Origin of the sequence: Streptomyces sp. NBC_00210, from assembly GCF_045160975.1 — a bacterium.
Taxonomy (GTDB): domain Bacteria; phylum Actinomycetota; class Actinomycetes; order Streptomycetales; family Streptomycetaceae; genus Streptomyces.
In genome coordinates this window covers 8,087,596-8,103,104 of sequence record NZ_CP108120.1, presented here as the reverse complement: position 1 = coordinate 8,103,104, position 15,509 = coordinate 8,087,596, and the positions used below count along the sequence as shown (strand labels likewise).

The following is a 15,509-nucleotide window of genomic DNA, read 5'->3' as shown; positions in this document are numbered from 1 at the left end:
CAACTGCCCGGCCTATGACATATGACAAAGGCACCACCGTATCGAGTGTTGCCAAATCCCTTACGGGCCATCGCTCCCTGTGCAACAGTCGTAACGGTCCTTTTGTAGAGACTTGGCCGTGGCCGCGCCTGTATCGGAGTACGACATGCCGTCCCATGTGTTCGCGGACCGTCCCGCCCCACAGCCGCCCGAGCGCGGCACCGTCGACGCCCTGATCACCCGGACCCGTCGGCTGCGCGGAGACGTGGACGCCGTGCGCCGGGACGCCGTTTCCGACGAGGACGACGCGCAGGGACGCTGGCAACGGGCGCTCTGCGACCTGGCCGTCCACCATCTCGACGACCTCGGCGCGCACCTGGGACAGCTCAAGGAAGGCCTGCCGCAAGAGAGTATCGAAGCCTTCGAGGACGAGCTCGCGGCGTACGAGGCGGACAGCGCCCAGAGCACCGGATCGCTCCTCAGCAGGGTCGGCAGCGCACAGTGGAACCTCCTCACCGACGAGGTCAGCTGGTCCGACGAGCTCTATCAGATCCTCGGGCGCTCCAAGGAGAGCGGCCCCATGTCACTGGACGAGCTGCCTTCCGTCGTGTTCGCGGAGGACCAGGCTCTGCTCACCGCGATGGTCACGGACTGTCTGGTCGACGGCCGTCCGATCGACGGAGAGTTCCGCATGGTCCGGACCGACGGGCGGGTCCGTACGGTCCACATGATGGGCGAGCCCGTGCTCGACTCCGACGGATCCACCGCCTCCATGTGGGCGGTACTGCGTGACGTCAGCGAACTGCGCCGCAGCCAGCGGGCGGTGCGCGAGAGTCGTGACTCGCTGGAGCGCAGGGAATACTTCGCGCAGACGGAGCGCCGGCTCACCATCGAGCTGCAGGAGGCAGTCCTTCCGCCCTGGCGGGGCTCCTTGCAGTTCCCGCTCGACGGCCCCGCCACGCTCGATGTCTCGGCGCACTATCTGCCGTCCGCCAACAGCGCACTGATCGGCGGCAATTGGTACGACGCGCTGCAACTGCCCAATGGTGACTCGCTGTTAAGCGTCGGCGACCTCACCGGGCACGGAGTGACCGCAACCTCGTCGATGGCGATGCTGCTGGGAGCCCTGCGTGGAATGGCCGTGGCCGGGATCAGTCCCGGCCCGCTGATGACGCATCTCAACCAGCTGCTCGAGACCTCGGTGCAGCCCGCCCTCGGCAGTGCGGTGTGCTGCCGATACGAGCCGACGAGCCGCATGCTCTCCTGGGCCCATGCGGGACACCCCGCCCCGCTGCTCTTCCGCAACGGAACGGGGTGTGCGCTGACACCGCCCGACGGTGTGCTGCTCGGTGCTACGTCCGGTGCCCGGTACGAGCAGGCCGAGGTGCCGCTGCTCCCCGGCGATCTGCTGATCCTGCACAGCGACGGCCTGACGCGTACGACCGCGGCCGAAGAGGGCGACACGGAGCGGCTGCTGGCGCTGGCGCCGCGGTTCGCCGAGGCCCGTGATGCTCAGGAGTGTGTACGGGCGGTCGTCGAGGAGTTCGGCGAGCACGACCGTGAGCACGACGCCTGTGTGATGGTCGCGAGGATCGGCTCGTAGGCCTCCCCGCAGGCGGACACGTGGTGTTGGTGGATACGCAATGGCGGATACCCGAAGGCGGCCGGGATTCGGGACGGGTGGCCGCTAGATCTCGGCGCTCCTCGGCTTCCTGGAGGGGCTGTTGGGCAGGGCCAGCTGGATCTCCTCGCGCAGATCCTGGATCTTCGGGTACCCCGCATAGTGCCCCGTCAGCCGGTACATCTCCCGCAGCCTGTCCCACGTCCGGTGCGAGGAGGTCTCCCCCATCGAGACGAGTGCCAGCCTGGCGTAGCGGTCGGCCTGTTCGGGGTCGTCGGCGATGAAGCATGCCGATGCCAGTGAGATGTAGTCGAAGATCTTCGAGCGCTGACGACCGCCTTCGCGCAGCTCCAGCGCCTGTTTGGCGTGGTTCTGTGCGGTGCCGGCGGCGGACGGATCGTGTTCGGCGAGGGTGCGGTACGCCAGTGCCTCCATGCCGTGCAGATCCGCCTCGTCGAACATCTGCATCCAACTCGGCGGCGGTACATCTCCTTTGTCCGAGACGAACAGGTCCTCGGCCTCACCCAGCGTGCGGCGCATGGCCTGGCCCCGCCCCATGGATGCCTGTGCCCAGGCCTCGATGGTGTGCAGCATCGCCCGGGTGCGCGGCAGGGTCTGTTCCCCGGAGCCGGACTTGGCGAGCTTCATCAGGTCGAGCGCGTCGTCCGGACGGCCCAGATGGACCATCTGCCGGGCGGCGCGGGAGAGGGCTTCGCCGGCGCGCGGGCGGTCGCCGCCCTCGCGTGCCGCGTGGGCGGCGATGACGAAGTACTTCTGGGCGGTGGGTTCGAGGCCGACGTCGTGGGACATCCAGCCGGCGAGCACCGCGAGGTTGGCGGCGACGCCCCACAGGCGCCGCTGCAGATGGTCGGGGTGGCGGTAGGCGAGCATGCCGCCCACCTCGTTGAGCTGCCCCACTACGGCCTTGCGCTGGAGCCCGCCGCCGCGGGCGGCGTCCCAGGCGCGGAACACTTCGACAGAGCGCTCCAGGGCCTCGATCTCCTGCGACCCGATGGGGGCGGCCTCATAGCGGTCGAACCCAGCGGGGTCGGCGTGCAGGGGACTGTCGATTCGGGGGGCGTCCTGCGTGAGTGAGGGATCGGTGTGCAGCCAGTCGTGCATGGCGCTGCTGAGTGCGGAGCCTGCGGCGAGCGCGGCACCCGCGCCCACCAAGCCGCGTCGGTTGAGCATGAGGTCCATTCCCGTGAATTCGGTGAGGACCGCAGCTGTCCGGTCGGGCGCCCACGGAAGACTGTCGGGGTTGCCAGCCCCCTCGACGTCTCTCCGCCTTCCCGTTCGACCGCTCCGTACGAACCCGAGGTCCTCGATGGTCACGACACGGCCGAGTCGCTCGGTGAACAGGGCTGCCAGCACTCGGGGCACGGGATCGCGCGGGGTCTCCCCCATGTCGATCCAACGCCGCACCCGCGAGGTGTCGGTCGCCAGCTGAGGGTGGCCCATGGCCGCCGCCTGCCGGTTCACGAGTCTCGCGAGCTCCCCCTTGGACCAGCCGGCCAGGCCGAACAGGTCGCAGAGGCGGGTGTTGGGTACTCCGGTCACGTCAAGCCCCCAGGTTCTCGGCTGAGTTGACAGTAACCCCCTGTCATAGGGCTGGCGACTATTCGCCAGGGTTCGCCAGGGTGCGCCAGATGGTGTGCCACCCGTGACCGGGTGTCACGTAGGAACGCGCCACCTCGGCCCGGCAGCCGCACGCATTCCCCAGGATGCGGACCGGCTGCCGGGGCGGGGCCGCGCACGCAAACCGTCGGCACACGAAGGGATCTGTCACCCCATGTACACAGCATCGTCCCCCGTGGCCGCCCCGAACCGGCCGCAGCGGCCCCCCGCTCCGGGCGGCACCGGACCGTATCTCGACCCTACTCACGCCGGTCGGACTCGACGGCCGGCGGGGACGGTCGGCCAGCCCCTCAGTGGGAGAATCGACTTGTCCGGCCCTCAGGGCGCGCAGCTGCGTATGGCGGTCGCGTCGGTGCACCGCATCTGCCCGGAGTTCAATCCGGTGCAAGTGCTGCGCCGCAGCGGACGCTCCGTACTGATCGTCGGCACGACAGGACGTACGACGGCGGTGGCCAAGTGCTTACTGGACCACTCGCCCGTCTGGGCCGAGCGGCTCCGCCATGAAATAGCTGCATATCGCGCCTTCGTCCGGCACCGCCCACCGGTGCGGGTCCCACGGCTGATCGCCGCGGATCCCGACAACTGCACACTGGTGATCGAGCGGATGCCGGGCCGGGCGGCGGCCCTTGCACGGCACCCGGCCGAGGCTCCGCCCCGTGCCGATGTACGGGCCGTCCTCGGCGCGCTCGCCAGGCTCAACTCCTGGCGGCCGCCGGCCGGTATGTTCGACGCCCCTCTCGACTACGCGTCGCGCATCTCGCGCTATCACGAGCTGGGTCTGTTCACCGACCGCGACCTCGGGGATCTGCAGAAGCTGCTGCACGGTCTGGCACATGCGGGCGGCCGCCAGGGCATGGGGCAGTTCTGTCACGGCGATGCGCTGCTGTCCAACATCCTGCTGTCGCCCACGGGTCCGGTGCTGGTCGACTGGGAACACGCGGGCTGGTATCTGCCGGGCTACGACCTGGCGACGCTGTGGGCGGTGCTGGGGGACGCGCCGGTGGCGCGCCGGCAGATCAGTCAGCTGGCGCAGCAGACGGGTACTGCGGCGCGGGACGCGTTCCTGGTGAATCTGATGCTGGTGCTGACCCGGGAGATCCGTACCTACGAGACGGCTGTGCAGCGGACGATGCGGGAGGCGCCGCCCGCGAGCAGCCAGGCTCCGACCGGCGGTCTGTCGGCCGGTGAGGAGCAGCGGCTGCTGCTCCGGCGGCTGCACGACGACTGCGCAATGGCCCGTCGGGCCGTGCGTGCCGCGGTCGGCACTCGCTGACCGGCCGCCACAGAGGGGGAAGCGCGCTGCGCGTCCAGTGCCGACACACTGGGCGCGCAGCGCACTGTGGTGCCACAGGGGTCATGGCGCGTGGAACTCCACCGCGTCCACGTCGAAGGAGTTCTCCTGCGGCGACGTCCGGCAACCGTGACGCGGTGCGCATGGTGCGCGAGGCGGGCGCGCGGTCGGCGAGGTGCTGGCCGGCCTGGTGAACTTCTTCAACCCGGACACGGTGGTGCTCGGCGGCGCGCTGGCCGCCGTGCACGACCAACTGCTCGCGGGTGTACGGGAGGCGGTCTACCGGCGTTCGCATCCACTGGCCACCTATGTACTGCGGATGGAGCCGAGCCGCACCGGGGGAGGACGCGGCGGCGCTCGGCGCGGGCATCCTGGCCATCGAGCACGCCCTCTCCCCTGCTCAGGTGGACCGGCAGCCGGCGCGGGCCGCCGTCTCCTGACCGCATCCGGGGGCGCTGGAACTCACCTTCTGTATACGGACATTGGTCCACTCCACTGACGCGCCGCAGGCCCGCGCCCCATTCCCGCGAAACTCCGCGACACCCGTGCTGACATGCGAAATCCTTCCGGTGGAGGTTGATTGACGGATCGTCCGGGAGCCGATACCCATACCTCTGTGGCCGAGTCCGACCCCACGGCCCCGCCGCGCCCCACCCGTCCCTGGAGGCTGCCTTGCAAGGATCCGCCCCCGCACGAGAGACCCACGAGACACGAGCCTGCCGTCGCATGCTCAGGGCAGCCGGCGCGGTGGCCTCGGCCGCCCTGCTGCTGCCACTGGTCTCGGCCGGTCCGTCGGCCACCGCCGAGCAGCGCGCCTCCGACGCCCTGCAGCGGGACTTCGCGGCGGCCGCCGAGCGGTACGGCGTGCCGCAGAGTGTGCTGCTCGGCGTGTCGTATCTGCAGTCCCGCTGGGACACGCACGGGGGCGCGCCCAGCGTCACGGGCGGCTACGGACCGATGCATCTGACCGATGCCGCAACCGCGCTGGCCGAGGCGCCGCATCACTCGGACGGCAGCGAGGACGCGCGTGGCGACGACGCCCGTCCGGCCCGTAGGACCGCTCCGGCCGAGCGGCCGAGGGCAGCCGAACTCCCGGCCCGGCTGCGGACCTTGGACCGGGCGGCCCGGCTCTCCGGTTACTCGGCCGATCAGCTGCGCGACAACGCGGCTGCCAATGTGCAGGGAGGCGCGGCTCTCCTCGCCAACGCCCAGAAGAAGCTGGGGCGGCCGCTGAGCGAGGACCCCGCCGACTGGTACGGCGCGGTCGCTCGATTCTCCGGCGCGGACGACACGGCGACCGCGACGACGTATGCCAACGATGTCTTCGACGTGATCCGTACGGGCGAGTCACGCATCACGGACAGCGGCCAGCGGGTCGCACTCGCGGCCGCCCCGGCCGTGGCACCCGACCCGGCGCAGACGGCGGCACTCGGACTGCGGACCGCCGACGCACGGCAGACGGAATGCCCCCGGACGGTGGCCTGCGAGTGGATCCTCGCGCCCTACGAGGAGTTCGGCGACGGCGACTACGGCAATCACGACCTGGCGGACCGGCCCGCGTCCCAGTCGGTCAAGTACATCGTCATCCATGACACCGAGGGCTCCTGGGACACCACGCTCAGGCTGGTGCAGGACCCGACGTATGTGTCCTGGCAGTACACCCTGCGCTCGTCGGACGGGCACATCGCCCAGCATGTGCCCCTCAAGGACGTGGCCTGGCACGCCGGCAACTGGTACGTGAACGCCAAGTCGGTGGGCCTGGAGCACGAGGGCTTCCTGGTCTCGCCGGACGCCTGGTACACGGAGGCGATGTACCGCTCGTCGGCCCGGCTCGTGAGGTACCTCGCGTCGCGGTACGGCATCCCGCTGGACCGCCAGCACATTCTCGGGCACGACACTGTGCCGGGCACGACGGCCGCGACGATCCGCGGAATGCATACCGACCCCGGTCCCTACTGGGACTGGGCGCACTACTTCACCCTGCTGGGCAGGCCGTTCTTGCCGACCGCGGGCCCGAACAGCGCTGCGGTGACCATCCGCCCCGACTACGCCACGAACCAGCCGCTGTACACCGGCTGTGTGAAGGCGGGCCAGGCCTGCGCTCCGCACGGATCCGGCGCGGTGCGGCTGCACACGGCGCCCGCCGAGGACGCACCGCTGGTCAAGGACGTCGGTCTGCGCCCGGGCGGAGAGGACTCGACGAACGGCGTCAACGACACGGGTGCGCGTGCCTCGACCGGCCAGCAGTATGCGGTCGCCGGGCGCGAGGGCGACTGGACCGCGATCTGGTACCTGGGGCAGAAGGCGTGGTTCAGCAATCCGCGCAGCGAGCCGACGGCGGTGGGCGCCCGGGGCTGGATGCTCACCCCGAAGGACGGCGCCGCGGACATCCCGGTCTACGGGCGTGCCTACCCGGAGGCGGCGGCCTACCCCGTCGGCGTCCCGGTGCAGGCCATCTCGCCACTGCCCTACAAACTGCTCGCCGGCCAGCGGTATGTGGTGGGCGACCGGGTGCCGGGCGAGTATCTGTACGCGACCACCTTCGACACCGCCGGCCACCGAGTGGTGCGCGGCCAGGAGGCGTACTACGAGATCCAGTTCGGGCAGCGGGTCGCCTTTGTGAAGGCATCCGACGTGCGCCTGCTGAGATAGCCACCCAGCTGCGGTGCGTCACCGTTCGTGGGGTCCGGTGGCGCACCGCTCTCTCCTGTGTGCGCTTGTGTGACTGATTGTCCCCGTGGGGCGGCCTGCAGAGACGAGGGCAGGGAGCACGAACTCCCCATGCAGCGACAGGACTTCGCCCGCCCGGACGAAGGATGTGGGCCGGAAAGCGTCAGCCCTGCTGGAAGAGCTCCGCGGGCAGCGGCTTCAGCAGCGCGTACAGATCGTCGGTGATCGGCCGGTCCCAGCTGGCGATGGTGACCAGGACATTGTCACTGCGGTCGAACTGGACGCAGGAGATACGGCTTTCGGAGAGCTTGAGGCGGCGCACGATCAGCAGGTTGTCGCCCTGCATCACCGGCATGTCCTCGACATCCACGACGGCGACGGGCTCGTCGTTCTCCAGGGCCAGCAGCAGCTGGGCCACCTCGAAGGGGACCTCGCCCTCTTCGAGGTCGCGGGCCGGCGAGCCCTCCGGCAGATTGCCGATGATCATCGCGGGGCCGCGGCCGCCGAACAGGTCGTACCGCAGAAAGACGCCCTGGCAGGTCCCGTCGGGCGCGGGAAGCAGACCGGCGCCGAGATTGCCGGGCCAGTCTCCCGGATCCATGGCCAGGACGTCGAAGTCCGGGCCCGCGGGTGTGGCGGCGCTGCGGCGGCGGAGGAAGGACATACCGCCATGGTACGTGTCCGGGCGGACCCGGCCGAGCCGGGGCCCGCTGCCTCTCGGGCGCCGTCGGTCACCGTCCATGGCCGCCGCCCATGCCCTCGGCCAGGCCGTCACGGAGGGCATCCGCCAGGCCTGCCTCGTCGGTGTCCGCCCTGCGGTGGCCGGCAGCGAGCAGCCTGGTCACGCACTGTTCGTCCAGGTGCAGGGCGGCGACGGCTGCCTTCTCGCGGCCCTCGGCGGCGGTCGGGACGACCCCGCTCCGCTCACGGGCCGTGATGCCCTCGGTCTCGATGGCGCGGAGCCGTCGGGGGCGCAGCCCGGCGGCGGCCGGTTCGGCCTCGCGCTCGAAGAGCCGGCGCCTGGACCTGCCGACAGGTCGCGTCATGGTGCACCCCCACGGCCGGGGCGTACGCCCGGCGCGCTGAGGGGACTGCCGGACGGACGTCCTCAAGGCACCTCAGGGTACGCCCGCGGAGGCGAACGCGAACCTGTCCTGCGCAAAGCTGTTGGCGGGAGCTTTCGAGTGCTGAGGAAGCCGGGGGGTGCGGTCCCGGTCAGGCCGATGTCTGGGTCGGGCCGAGCCCGGGTCCGGTCGTCCCGTTGATCTTCTCGATCGCCTGGCGGGCGTGCTCTCCGGGGGTCCGGGCCGTGAGCGACGAGACGGACGACGGCGCGCTGTGCTGGGCCGCCGCCGCGGGCCTGGCATGTCCCGCGGCCCGCGTCCGCAACCGATGGCTCGCGGCCTCGTCGAGGGTCACCGGCCGCTGCATCTGAGCGGCCAGCCGGCCCGCCTCCTGCCCCAGCGCGGCGACGTCCTCCCACTGCAGACGGACCACCAGACGGAGTTCGGCCTCCCCGTCCGGAAGGGCTTGGAGAGGCGGGTTGATGGGGTCACTCATGGGCTGATCCTCACGGTCTCGGGACGGCATCTCGCGGGAACGCTGCGCACCCCGGAATCCGGGGTGCGCAGAGTCATACGGGAAACTCGCCCGAGGTGTTCAGTTGATCCGGCCGTTCTCGTCGAGAACGTGCACCCCGCTGTCCGAGGGCGCCCGCCGGGCAGCGTTGAGCCTCAGCCGGCAGCGGACCGGTGCCGCTCATGGTGGCGGGCCGCCCCGAGGCCCGGTTGCCGGGACACGGCGGCGGGCTCGGAGCCCCCCGGCCCGTCGAGGCGTACGACGACGGGCCCGTCGGCCGCCGCCACATTGAGCTCGCCCGGCGCCCGGTCCACAGACGGCAGCCGCTGCGCGCCGACGGGGCTGGGCAGTAACCCCGCGACGGCTCCCCCGCCCCGGAGGCCGCTGTGTGCAGCCGCTACGTGAGGTCGAACTCCCCCTCGCGGGCGTTCACGACGAACGCGCGCCACTCGGCCGGAGTGAAGATCAGCGACGGGCTCTCCGGCCGGCCGCCGTTGCGCATCGCGATGAAGCCCTCGACGAAGGCGATCTGGACGTCTCCCGTTCCCTGACTGCTCGACTGCCAGTCGGCGTTGCTGAGGTCGAGTTCCGGCTTGTCCCAGCCCGAAAACATCTGCGTGGTGGTGGTGGTCTCGGCCACTTCCGTGCTCCTCCCGCGTCGTCTCCGGGCCTCAGACTAGCGATCGTCTCCGGCTGCGGACAGGCCGCGGAAGCAGGACCACGGCCGGTCCGCCGTTACGCGACGTACACCGGTCGATCGGCGCGCCGTACACCGGTCGATCAGGTGCTGGGTGGCTCCGCGCCGACCAGCCACATGGAGAAGAACTGCGACCCGCCGCCATAGGCGTGGCCCAGTGCCCTGCGGGCCCCCTCCACCTGGTGTTCGCCCGCCCGGCCGCGCACCTGGAGGGCCGCCTCGGCGAACCGGATCATGCCGGAGGCCCCGATGGGGTTGGTGGACAGCACACCGCCCGACGGATTCACGGGCAGATCGCCGTCGAGTTCGGTCACCCCGGACTCGGTGAGCTTCCAGCCCTCCCCCTCGGCGGCGAAGCCCAGGTTCTCCAGCCACATCGGCTCGTACCAGGAGAACGGAACGTACATCTCGACCACATCGATCTCCCGGCGCGGATCGGCGATGCCGGCCTGCCGGTACACGTCGGCCGCGCAGTCCTTGCCCGCCTGCGGGGACACAAAGTCCTTGCCCGCGAACATCGTCGGCTCGCTGCGCATCGCGCCGCCGTGCATCCAGGCGGGCGGCTGCGGTGAACGGGCCGCACCCGCACGGTCGGTGAGGATCATCGCGCACGCGCCGTCCGAGGACGGGCAGGTCTCGGAGTAGCGGATCGGGTCCCAGAGCATCGGTGACGCCTGCACCTTCTCCAGCGTGATGCCGTGCTCGTGGAGATGGGCGTACGGATTCTTCAGGGCGTTGCGGCGGTCCTTGTACGCGACGAGTGAACCGACGGTGTCCGGAGCGCCGGTGCGGCGCATGTACGCCCGTATGTGCGGCGCGAAGAAGCCGCCCGCCCCCGCCAGCAGCGGCTGCTGGAACGGGATCGGCAGGGACAAGCCCCACATCGCGTTGGACTCGGACTGCTTCTCGAAGGCGAGGGTGAGAACGGTGCGGTGGACTCGCGATGCGACGAGGTTGGAGGCGACGAGGGCGGTGGAGCCGCCGACCGAGCCCGCGGTGTGGACGCGCAGCATCGGCTTGCCGACCGCTCCCAGCGCGTCCGCGAGATAGAGCTCCGGCATCATCAGGCCCTCGAAGAAGTCGGGAGCCTTGCCGATGACGACGGCGTCGATGTCCGACCAAGTCAACTGGGCGTCTTCCAGGGCGCTATGGGCCGCTTCGCGAACCAGGCCCGCGATGGAGACATCCCGGCGGGCGGCTACGTGCTTGGTCTGGCCGATGCCGACGACGGCCACGGGCTCTTTACTCACGGGCCTCTCCTTCGAGGACGGCGACCAGGTTCTGCTGAAGGCAGGGGCCGGAGGTGGCGTGGGCGAGCGCCCGGTCCGACGCGCCGCGATGGATGCGGGCGGCGGCCTCGCCGAGACGGATCAGGCCGGCGGCCATGACCGGGTTGGCGGCGAGTGGGCCGCCGGAGGGATTGACCGTGACGTCGTCGCCGAGCTTCAGCGCCTTGCGCAGCACGACCTCCTGCGAGGTGAAGGGCGCATGCAACTCCGCGGTGTCCACGGGCCGTTCGAAGGCTCCGGCTTGCTCGGCGGCGAGCCGGGTCGACGGCGAGTCGGTGAGATCGCGCACTCCCAGGCTGTGCGCCTCGATTCGGTGGTCGATGCCCCGGATCCAGGCGGGCCGCTCGCACAGCTCGCGGGCCCTGTCGCCGGCCGCGAGGATCACGGCGGCCGCGCCGTCGCCGATGGGCGGGCAGTCGCCGGTGCGCAACGGCTGGACCAGATAGTCGCCCTGCGGCCGCGAACCCGCCAGTTGAGCATGGGGGTTGGCGATGGCGGCGTCGCGGCTGCGGGCCGCGATCGTCGCGAGAGCGGGTTCGTCGGTGTCGCCCGCGTCGATCAGGGCCTGGGCCTGCAGGGCGGCGAGCGCCACCGAGTCGGGCCACAGGGGTGCGACGTAGTAGGGATCGAGCTGGCGGGTGAGCACGTCCCGGACCGCACCGGGCGAGGACTTCCCGTAGGAGTAGACGAGCGCGGTGTCTGCCTCACCCGTGAGGATCTTCACCCAGGCCTCGTACAGGGCCCAGGCGCCGTCCATCTCGACATGGGACTCGGATATCGGCGGCCAGGCGCCGACTCCGTCCAGGGCCATGGTGAAGGAGAAGGCCCGTCCGGCGAGATAGTCGGAGGAACCTGAGCAGGTGAAGCCGATGTCGCTGGTCTGCAGGCCGGTCCGGCGCAGCACCTGGTGCAGCACCGGCATCAGCATCTCGACTTCGGAGAGCTCGTCGGTACGCCGCAGGTGGTCGGTCTGCGCGAAGGCGACGATCGCCACGTCTCGGGTCACAGGAGCTCCTTGTACGTGTCGTAGTCGGCGTCGGGCTCGCCGGTGGGCCGGTAGTGGTCCGGATAGCGGCCGTCCTCGCTCCACGCCGGTTCGACGCGCAGGCCCATCCGCACCCGGTCGTAGGGGATGCCGCCGATACGGCCGTGCAGGGCGAGATCCGCGCCGTCGAGGGCGATGTGCGCATAGACGTACGGCACTTCGATGTCGAGATTCGCCGTATGCGCAGCCTTGATGTTGACGATGCAGTACGTGGTGACGGTGCCGCGCGGGCCGACCTCGACCTGCTCGTCGGTGGCGACTCCGCAGGTGGGGCAGGCGCCGCGGGGCGGCACATAGACCTTCCTGCAGGAGGGGCACCGCTCGCCGACGGTCCTGCGCTCGGAGAGGGCGTGGATGTAGCCGGCCTGGGCGCGGCCGGGCGAGTAGGTGTAGTCGAGCCGGGCGGGGGCGACGATGCCGGTCACCGCGTCGGCGAACTCGCCCCTGTGCCCGGTGACGTCAGTGACCGGCTCGCCGTCGTCCAACTCTGTGTCGTACGGCTCGAAGCAGGCGATGTCGGTGATGGCTCCGGTGCGCTCCTCGGCCCAGCGGATACGGACACGCATGCCGCTGCGTACGGCGTCGGGGCCCGCCGCGTCGAGGACGTGGAGGAGTGAGGTGTCGGCGCCGTCGAGCTTCACCAGTACCCAGGCGAAGGGTGTCGCCAGGGGCTGGTCGCGGCGCGGGCTGGGGTTCCAGGCCCAGGTGGTGACGGTTCCGGTGGCGGCAACCTCGACCAGATCGCGGATCTCCTCGGCGGTGACGGGGTCGTACTCGACAGGTGGCACGAGGACCTTGCCGTCACTGGTCCGCACGCCGAGGACGGTGCGCTCGCGCAGTCCGGTGAGGAAGTCGGACTGGACGGGGCCGAGGGAGCGGGTGAAGGGGAACTCGACGACGAGCGGTGCGGTGAGCATGGGCGGGGCTCCTTCTGGGGTCGGCGGGGGTGCGGGGGGCCCGAACCGGGGCTCCGCCCCGGACCCCGCTACGCGCTTCGCGCGTTTCCTCAATCCCCGGACGGGGTTGGATTTCCGCCGGCGATTGAGGCGCGAGGTCTGGGGCGGAGCCCCAGTTACGGGAAGGGCGGGTGGGAGAAAACTCAAGCCCGGCGGTACACCGCCCCCCGTTTCTCCGCGAACGCGCGCGCCCCCTCCTTCGCATCCGCCGTGTCGAAGACCGGCCACCCCCGTTCGAGTTCCGCCGCCAGCCCCGCCGTCTCCGTCATCTCCGCCGTCTCGTACACCGACGCCTTCACCGCCTCGACGGCGAGCGGCCCGCACGCGTTGATCTGCTCCGCGACGGCGAGCGCCTTCTCCAGCGCGGCGCCGTCGGCGACGACATGGCCGACCAGCCCGATGTCCCGCGCCTCCGACGCGCTGTACGGGCGGCCGGTGAGCAGCATTTCCAGGGCGTGCGTACGGGGAATCTGGCGCTGCAGCCGTACGGTCGAGCCGCCGATCGGGAAGAGCCCGCGCCTGACCTCGAAGAGGCCGAACGTGGCGCTCGCGCCCGCGACCCTGATGTCGGTGCCCTGGAGGATCTCGGTCCCGCCCGCCACACAGTGGCCCTCGACAGCGGCGATCACCGGTTTGCGGGGGCGGTGGTGGCGCAGCATGGCCTTCCAGTGCAGATCGGGGTCGGCCTTCAGCCGGTCCCGGTACTGCTGTCCCTCCATCCCGTTGCCCGCCAGGGCTTTGAGGTCCATGCCGGCACAGAAGGAGCCGCCTGCTCCCGTCAGCACGATGGAGCGGATCTCGTCGTCCTCGTCCGCCTCCAGCCAGCCGTCGTACAGACCGACCAGCATCGGCAGCGAGAGTGCGTTCTTCGCTTCCGGCCTGTTCAAAGTGAGCACCAGCGTGGCGCCTTCGCGCTGCACGGTGAGGTGTTCCGTGCCACCCATGGCTGTTCTCCCGTCTTCAGACCTAGAACAGGTTGCAGGAGGCGGGTGCCCAGTTCAATAGTTTTCTGACAGTCAGTCAGATTCTTCTGCGTCACCTCTTCCCAGTTGCTCGCCCCGGCGCTCTAATGACCGGCGAGTCAGTCGGGCCGCGGTCAGGAGGAACGGTGGAGTACAACCTTGCCGACCTGTTCGAGTCGGTCGTCGATGTGGTCCCGGACCGCGAGGCGCTCGTATACATCGACCATCCCGGCACGGGCGCGGAGCGCCGGCTCACCTACGCCGAACTGGACGCCGCGGCCAACCGCGTCGCACACCATCTCATCGACGCGGGCATCGAGCCCGGCGACCACCTCGGCCTGCATCTCTACAACGGCATCGAGTATCTGCAGACCACTCTCGGCTGCCTGAAGGCGCGGATCGTGCCGGTCAATGTCAACTACCGCTACGTGGAGGAGGAACTGGTCTATCTCTACCGCGACGCCGATCTCGCCGCGCTCGTCTTCGACGCGGAGTTCACCGAGCGGGTCGCGGCCGCGCTGCCGAAGACGGAGAAACTCCGGCATCTCGTGCGCGTCGGCACGCCGCCCGACGGAGCGCCGCAGCTGGACGCCGTCCCCTTCGCCGAGGCCGAGGCCCTCGCCTCGCCCGAGCGCGGCTTCGGGGCGCGCTCCGCGGACGACCAGTTCATCATCTACACCGGCGGCACCACCGGCATGCCCAAGGGCGTGATGTGGCGACAGGAGGACCTGTTCTTCTCCGGGCTCGGCGGCGGCGCGCCCACCGGCGAGCCAGTGGCCGCGCCCGAGGAGCTCGCCGAGCGGGTGGCCGCGGGCGGCGACGGCATCACCTTCTTCCCCACTCCGCCACTGATGCACGGCACCTCCACCCTCACCGCGTTCATCGGCTTCAACTTCGGCCAACGGATCGTCGTCCACCGCAAGTTCGTGCCCGAAGAAGTGCTCCGTACGGTCGAGAAGGAGAAGGTCACCAGCGTGTCGCTGGTCGGCGACGCAATGCTGCGGCCGCTGATCGACGCGCTGTCCGGGCCGATGAAAGGGACCGACTGCTCCTGCCTGTTCAGTGTGTCGTCGTCCGGCGCAATCATGTCGGAGACGGTGCGGGCGCAGTTCTCGGCGCTCGTACCGCATGTGATGCTGCTGAACAATTTCGGCTCGTCGGAGTCCGGCTTCAACGGCACCGCGACCGAGGACTCAGGACCGGAGAAGGGCTTCAGGCTGCGGGTCAACGCCCGTACGGCGGTGGTCGACCCGGCCACCTACGAACCGGTGCAGCCGGGCGAGCCGGGCCGCATCGCGCAGCGCGGACACGTCCCGCTCGGCTACTACAACGACCCGAAGAAGACCGCCGAGACCTTCTTCCAGCGCGGCGACGAGCGGTGGGTGCTGCTCGGCGACATGGCGACGGTCGACCAGGAGGGCATCGTCACCGTTCTCGGCCGCGGCTCGCAGTGCATCAACACCGGCGGCGAGAAGGTGTATCCCGAGGAGGTCGAGCAGGCCCTCAAGTCGCATCCGGATGTGTACGACGCCCTGGTCGCCGGGGTGCCGGACACCAGGTGGGGCAACCATGTGGCGGCCGTGGTGCAGCTGCGCGCGGGCGCGCTCACGCCGAGCCTCGACGACATCCAGACGCACTGCCGCACCCGGCTGGCCGGGTACAAGATCCCCCGGCAGCTGGTGATCGCGCAGGAGATCCAGCGTTCACCGAGCGGCAAGGCGGACTACCGCTGGGCCCGGACGGTCGCGGTGGAGTCGGCCACGCAATGACCCTCCGGCCCACC

At 70.4% G+C, this 15,509-nt stretch carries 15 protein-coding genes; 5 read left to right on the top strand and 10 right to left on the bottom strand.

Going from position 1 to position 15,509, the window contains the following annotated elements:
• Positions 1 to 145: 145 nt before the first annotated feature.
• The gene (locus OG729_RS36490) at positions 146 to 1,582 is read left to right on the top strand and encodes a PP2C family protein-serine/threonine phosphatase (protein WP_405811406.1); all 1,437 of its coding nucleotides are present in this window, start codon (positions 146 to 148) and stop codon (positions 1,580 to 1,582) included.
• An 84-nt stretch (positions 1,583 to 1,666) separates the two neighbouring features.
• On the opposite strand, the gene OG729_RS36485 is transcribed toward OG729_RS36490, so the two are convergent.
• Positions 1,667 to 3,160 carry a hypothetical protein gene (locus OG729_RS36485; protein WP_360868560.1) on the bottom strand — a complete coding sequence of 498 codons (1,494 nt, stop codon included), beginning with the start codon at positions 3,158 to 3,160 and terminating at the stop codon, positions 1,667 to 1,669.
• A gap of 232 nt (positions 3,161 to 3,392) precedes the next feature.
• On the opposite strand from OG729_RS36485, the gene OG729_RS36480 reads away from it, so the two are divergent.
• The 3 genes from OG729_RS36480 (at position 3,393) to OG729_RS36470 (ending at position 7,181) form a co-directional block, all read left to right on the top strand.
• Entirely contained in the window at positions 3,393 to 4,511 is a 1,119-nt protein-coding gene (locus OG729_RS36480) for an aminoglycoside phosphotransferase family protein (protein WP_360868557.1), read from the top strand.
• Positions 4,512 to 4,837: 326 nt separating this feature from the next.
• Positions 4,838 to 4,969 carry a hypothetical protein gene (locus OG729_RS36475; protein WP_405810296.1) on the top strand — a complete coding sequence of 44 codons (132 nt, stop codon included), beginning with the start codon at positions 4,838 to 4,840 and terminating at the stop codon, positions 4,967 to 4,969.
• Positions 4,970 to 5,255: 286 nt separating this feature from the next.
• Positions 5,256 to 7,181 (top strand): N-acetylmuramoyl-L-alanine amidase, encoded by a 1,926-nt coding sequence (locus OG729_RS36470; RefSeq protein ID WP_405810295.1) that lies wholly within the window; start codon positions 5,256 to 5,258, stop codon positions 7,179 to 7,181.
• 181 nt (positions 7,182 to 7,362) lie between these two features.
• On the opposite strand, the gene OG729_RS36465 is transcribed toward OG729_RS36470, so the two are convergent.
• From OG729_RS36465 to OG729_RS36425, 9 genes are all read right to left on the bottom strand, one after another.
• Positions 7,363 to 7,863 (bottom strand): hypothetical protein, encoded by a 501-nt coding sequence (locus OG729_RS36465; protein WP_360868549.1) that lies wholly within the window; start codon positions 7,861 to 7,863, stop codon positions 7,363 to 7,365.
• Positions 7,864 to 7,930: 67 nt separating this feature from the next.
• On the bottom strand, positions 7,931 to 8,245 hold the full coding sequence (locus OG729_RS36460) for a hypothetical protein (RefSeq protein ID WP_360868546.1): 315 nt from the start codon (positions 8,243 to 8,245) through the stop codon (positions 7,931 to 7,933).
• Positions 8,246 to 8,414: 169 nt separating this feature from the next.
• Positions 8,415 to 8,759, bottom strand: a complete 345-nt coding sequence (locus OG729_RS36455; protein WP_360868544.1) for a hypothetical protein — start codon at positions 8,757 to 8,759, stop codon at positions 8,415 to 8,417.
• Between the two features lie 173 nt (positions 8,760 to 8,932).
• Positions 8,933 to 9,091 (bottom strand): hypothetical protein, encoded by a 159-nt coding sequence (locus tag OG729_RS36450; protein WP_360868541.1) that lies wholly within the window; start codon positions 9,089 to 9,091, stop codon positions 8,933 to 8,935.
• 83 nt (positions 9,092 to 9,174) lie between these two features.
• Positions 9,175 to 9,417, bottom strand: a complete 243-nt coding sequence (locus OG729_RS36445) for a DUF397 domain-containing protein (RefSeq protein ID WP_360868538.1) — start codon at positions 9,415 to 9,417, stop codon at positions 9,175 to 9,177.
• Between the two features lie 140 nt (positions 9,418 to 9,557).
• Positions 9,558 to 10,724: a thiolase domain-containing protein gene (locus OG729_RS36440; protein ID WP_360868535.1), complete on the bottom strand. Its 1,167-nt coding sequence runs from the start codon at positions 10,722 to 10,724 to the stop codon at positions 9,558 to 9,560.
• Positions 10,717 to 11,769, bottom strand: coding sequence for a thiolase domain-containing protein (locus tag OG729_RS36435; RefSeq protein ID WP_405810292.1), 1,053 nt, complete (start codon positions 11,767 to 11,769; stop codon positions 10,717 to 10,719). The genes OG729_RS36440 and OG729_RS36435 overlap by 8 nt, the downstream gene beginning before the upstream one ends.
• The gene (locus OG729_RS36430) at positions 11,766 to 12,725 is read right to left on the bottom strand and encodes a Zn-ribbon domain-containing OB-fold protein (protein WP_405810290.1); all 960 of its coding nucleotides are present in this window, start codon (positions 12,723 to 12,725) and stop codon (positions 11,766 to 11,768) included. The genes OG729_RS36435 and OG729_RS36430 overlap by 4 nt, the downstream gene beginning before the upstream one ends.
• 182 nt (positions 12,726 to 12,907) lie before the next feature.
• A complete protein-coding gene (locus OG729_RS36425; RefSeq protein WP_405810289.1) occupies positions 12,908 to 13,708 on the bottom strand; it encodes a crotonase/enoyl-CoA hydratase family protein in 801 nt (266 codons plus the stop codon).
• A 164-nt stretch (positions 13,709 to 13,872) separates the two neighbouring features.
• Between OG729_RS36425 and OG729_RS36420 the strand changes: the two genes are divergently transcribed.
• Positions 13,873 to 15,495: an acyl-CoA synthetase gene (locus OG729_RS36420; RefSeq protein ID WP_360868525.1), complete on the top strand. Its 1,623-nt coding sequence runs from the start codon at positions 13,873 to 13,875 to the stop codon at positions 15,493 to 15,495.
• The last annotated feature ends 14 nt before the right edge of the window (positions 15,496 to 15,509 follow it).

Coding starts and splice junctions, on each gene's coding strand:
- OG729_RS36425 (WP_405810289.1), bottom strand. CDS start 13,708: ATGGGTGGCACGGAACACCTCACCGTGCAGCGCGAAGGCGCCACGCTG.
- OG729_RS36470 (WP_405810295.1), top strand. CDS start 5,256: ATGCTCAGGGCAGCCGGCGCGGTGGCCTCGGCCGCCCTGCTGCTGCCA.
- OG729_RS36475 (WP_405810296.1), top strand. CDS start 4,838: ATGTACTGCGGATGGAGCCGAGCCGCACCGGGGGAGGACGCGGCGGCG.
- OG729_RS36480 (WP_360868557.1), top strand. CDS start 3,393: ATGTACACAGCATCGTCCCCCGTGGCCGCCCCGAACCGGCCGCAGCGG.
- OG729_RS36460 (WP_360868546.1), bottom strand. CDS start 8,245: ATGACGCGACCTGTCGGCAGGTCCAGGCGCCGGCTCTTCGAGCGCGAG.
- OG729_RS36430 (WP_405810290.1), bottom strand. CDS start 12,725: ATGCTCACCGCACCGCTCGTCGTCGAGTTCCCCTTCACCCGCTCCCTC.
- OG729_RS36465 (WP_360868549.1), bottom strand. CDS start 7,863: ATGTCCTTCCTCCGCCGCCGCAGCGCCGCCACACCCGCGGGCCCGGAC.
- OG729_RS36490 (WP_405811406.1), top strand. CDS start 146: ATGCCGTCCCATGTGTTCGCGGACCGTCCCGCCCCACAGCCGCCCGAG.
- OG729_RS36455 (WP_360868544.1), bottom strand. CDS start 8,759: ATGAGTGACCCCATCAACCCGCCTCTCCAAGCCCTTCCGGACGGGGAG.